This window comes from Streptococcus hyovaginalis DSM 12219 (assembly GCF_000420785.1).
GTDB lineage: Bacteria > Bacillota > Bacilli > Lactobacillales > Streptococcaceae > Streptococcus > Streptococcus hyovaginalis.
This window is the reverse complement of sequence record NZ_ATVP01000028.1, coordinates 1-3,326: the sequence shown is the minus strand read 5'-3', so window position 1 is coordinate 3,326 and position 3,326 is coordinate 1. Positions and strand designations below refer to the sequence as shown.

4 protein-coding genes and 1 pseudogene are annotated in these 3,326 nt (G+C 33.9%); all 5 read right to left on the bottom strand.

Going from position 1 to position 3,326, the window contains the following annotated elements; genetic code table 11:
* Window positions 1–765 precede the first annotated feature (765 nt).
* Window positions 766–1,629, bottom strand: a complete 864-nt coding sequence (locus G574_RS11040) for a zeta toxin family protein (protein WP_002333464.1) — start codon at window positions 1,627–1,629, stop codon at window positions 766–768.
* Window position 1,630: 1 nt separating this feature from the next.
* Window positions 1,631–1,903, bottom strand: coding sequence for an antitoxin (locus G574_RS0110475; protein WP_000301765.1), 273 nt, complete (start codon window positions 1,901–1,903; stop codon window positions 1,631–1,633).
* A 16-nt stretch (window positions 1,904–1,919) separates the two neighbouring features.
* Complete coding sequence (locus G574_RS0110470; protein WP_002321610.1) at window positions 1,920–2,135, bottom strand: peptide-binding protein; 216 nt, start codon at window positions 2,133–2,135, stop codon at window positions 1,920–1,922.
* 91 nt (window positions 2,136–2,226) lie between these two features.
* Window positions 2,227–3,123 (bottom strand): ParA family protein, encoded by an 897-nt coding sequence (locus tag G574_RS0110465; protein WP_002333833.1) that lies wholly within the window; start codon window positions 3,121–3,123, stop codon window positions 2,227–2,229.
* A 102-nt stretch (window positions 3,124–3,225) separates the two neighbouring features.
* Window positions 3,226–3,326: pseudogene (locus G574_RS11865) on the bottom strand (topoisomerase); the annotation flags it as partial.

Here is a 3,326-nt window from a genome sequence, read left to right as displayed (position 1 = left end):
CCCTTCGATTGCGCTAAACACGCTGGCATACTGCCCGAAAATACAAAACTCAATCGTTTTGATTTTCTCCTGGTCTCGTCACTTCGTGCCGACGTCTGCGAACCGCACAGACGAATGCTCGCCGAAACTCGCTATATCAAAAATGGATCTCCAAACCATTTTTGATATTCCCCAATATACTACTCTTATAAACTACTTCTCCTGATGAGTTTTTAACACTTTAAAAACAACTCCTAGTGAAAGCTTTTAGATATTTCTGTTCTTGTGTTCCAAAAAACTCATTTTCTGTAAAATCTTCTAATTGTAATTTTTTTGTTTTTTCCATTTTCTTTTCCTCTTTTCTTTTTTTTGATTTTTAGTTTTTTGACAACCATTTTTGTTAGGCGTTTGAGGAAGTGAAGCTGTTTTCCTCATGTTTTAAAAGCTAGAAATAAATTACAGTATACGCTCCTTTCTTTTTTCGTTTTGTTGGTTCATTTTCGCCAGTGTGTTCGTGTCGTTTGCTGTGACGAGAACGCAACATAGACACAAAGAAAACACAAGGGCGAGCTTGCTCGTTTATATACCCTTGTGTTTTCGACTGGATATGTTAAGGTAACAAACAGTAAATGACACGTTACAGACTGCAAAATGTACCAACTGAAAAAAGAAAGAATACCGTTGTGTGCTTTATTTCTCGATCAGCTTTTAAAACATGAGGAAATGTTTTTATAAAAAAAGAGTAGTTACCGTTTTTTGGTAACTACTCTTTTCCTTTTTTAAGGTTTAAAGTCCTGGAAGTTTAGGTGTTTTGGGTATTGGTGGTGTAGGTGGCTGCAAGCTTTCCAATTTTTGTTGAATTGCTTTAAATTCAGGGGTTTCTTGGTGTTGATTTTGAACCATTTTTTGCTCTATTCTCTCCAAAGTCGGTTGAATTTCTTTCCCTGATACTTTACGATTTAATTCTCTTTCTAAGGTCTCTTTCGGACTAATGGAAGGCGTTTCTAAGCTTGAATAGAGTTTCACTCCTTCTCTATTGTAAAGCCTTATATCGCTAAATAAGCCCGTTTTATGAAGGGTTTCTAAATTGGTCGGTAAGTTTTTGACAACAATATCATGCGCTTGTTTTGGTGTTGCCCTGGCTGTCATTGGATCATCTGCATACATGGTTTCATATCGTTCAATTGTTCCTAAATATGAGTTGATTTTAGGTACTGCCATGACATACATTTTTGTTTCATAACCTTTGGCTTGAAGCATTGTTGCGGTTTGAATGGGAACGTCTGTTGTTCGTCCTGTACCTTCAATCACCAAGTTATAGCCTTGATCGCTTAAACGGCTTATGATCGCTTCTGTCATGCGATTAGAATAAGGGGTAACGTGTTTTACTACGTCTTTCTCATAAAGTTTCGCTAGTTCATCAAAATTAGGGTGCTGTTGTTTAAAGGTATCATTATCAATGACAATAACATTCCCTTGTGTTTCTTCAAGAATTGCTGATCGCAAACTCGTTTTCCCTGACCCTGGTTGCCCACCAAGTAAAAAAGCGGTTGGCGATTCAACCGCTTTTTTTCCTTGAACCAATTCTTCTAAATTATCATTTAAGCGATTTTCAAATTGTTTGTCAGTAAAATTGACTATATTTGCCATATTAAGCCACTTTCTCTTTATTCAAAACTTGTTTTGAATAGCGATTCATTGACCGCCAATACTCATGAACGGCTTGTAATTCTTCTAAAGAATAATCAAAAAGATTTACACGTTTTGCAAGCTTTAATTGGTTTAATAAATTGACTTCCAATAATTGAGAGTCATTTTTATTTAATTCATGATTCAAAACATAGTTTAATACTCGATTATAAACGCTTGCCGATAATTCGTTAATGATCTCTATTTCAAATGTTTTTTCATAAGTAACTGCCATTTCATTTTCACTCCTTTTAAAGTTTGTCAGGTAAATATTTCCGAATATATTCTTCTAAGGCTTTATCCATAACTTCTTTTACGTTTCCGCCATTCTTTGCTGTTTCGATTTTTATAATATGGTGCAAGTCAGCACGAACACGAACCGTCTTATCCCCCATAATATCTTTTTTTGCACTGATTGGTGTATCATTTCGTTTTGCTTTTTGTGCGCCTAAATTTCCCACAACCACTCACTTCTTTCTATTTCTTCTTACTCTTATTTTATCATCAACAATCACAAATCACAAGTGATTTGTGATTAATCACTTGTGATTTGTGATTCTATTCTTTTTCGTTTTCTAATTGAATGATTCGCTCAAGCATTTCAAAAAATACGTTCTCATACATAGATAAAACTTTTTTGTCATAGCCTTTGTGTTCTGTAATGCCGTTTTTAGACCAGGTACTTACTTTATTACTTCGCTTGATAATATTTTGGAAAACCAAGTTATCTTCTTTATGTTGCTTGTACAGTTCTTCCAGGTTTGATTTTATCGTTGTGCTGTCCGTATCAACTAAATAAGGAACAAAACCGATCATATCTAGTCCAGGGTTAAACTGTTCTTGTAAATCAATCAAATAGGAAATATAGTTTTGAATGTTGTTTGTACTTTCTTCTTCTGCTTGTAAAGGGATCATGACGTAATCACTTGCCACGATTGCATTATTTGTATAAACGCTTGGCGTTGGTACAGTATCAATAATAATGAGATCATAGTCACTTTTTAAAGGTGCTAAAAGAGTAGCAAGCAATCTACTTTCATTTTCAAAAGTCCATGAGCGAGTTAATTTTGGCAGTAACATCAAATCAAACGTGCCAGGGATCAAGTCTAAATTATCAGTCAAATGAACAATAGAAGAAGCCAAGTTTCCATTTTTCAAGCCTTCATAAAAATTGACACGTGGCAATTCTACCTCAAAAGTTTTTGCTAAGTCTTTTGTCAATGTTGCCTGTAAGTCCTTATCGATCATTAAAACTTTTAAATTCAATTTGTCTGTCAAGTAAGCAAACATAGTCGATAATTTGGACTTTCCAACACCACCTTTAAAGTAATTATTCAAGATAATAATTGCTTCATTTTTATTGTTTAAAATACGTCTTAATTCTTCAAGTATTTTTAGTTTTTCCTTCTCCATAACTACGCCCCATTCTTTTTTTGTATAGTAATATTGTATCATTAAGAATCACAAATCACAAGTGATTTGTGATTAATCACTTGTGATTTGTGATAAGTGATTTGTGATTAATATATAAAAGCTCTCTTTAAAGGGCTTTTATGTTTATTTTGAAAAAGAGATAAAATCAATATATCCCTTTTCCCCAATTTTTACAACGGCATTGTAGGGCTTTTTCTCTTTGTTTTTGATTCCTTTTACCAGGG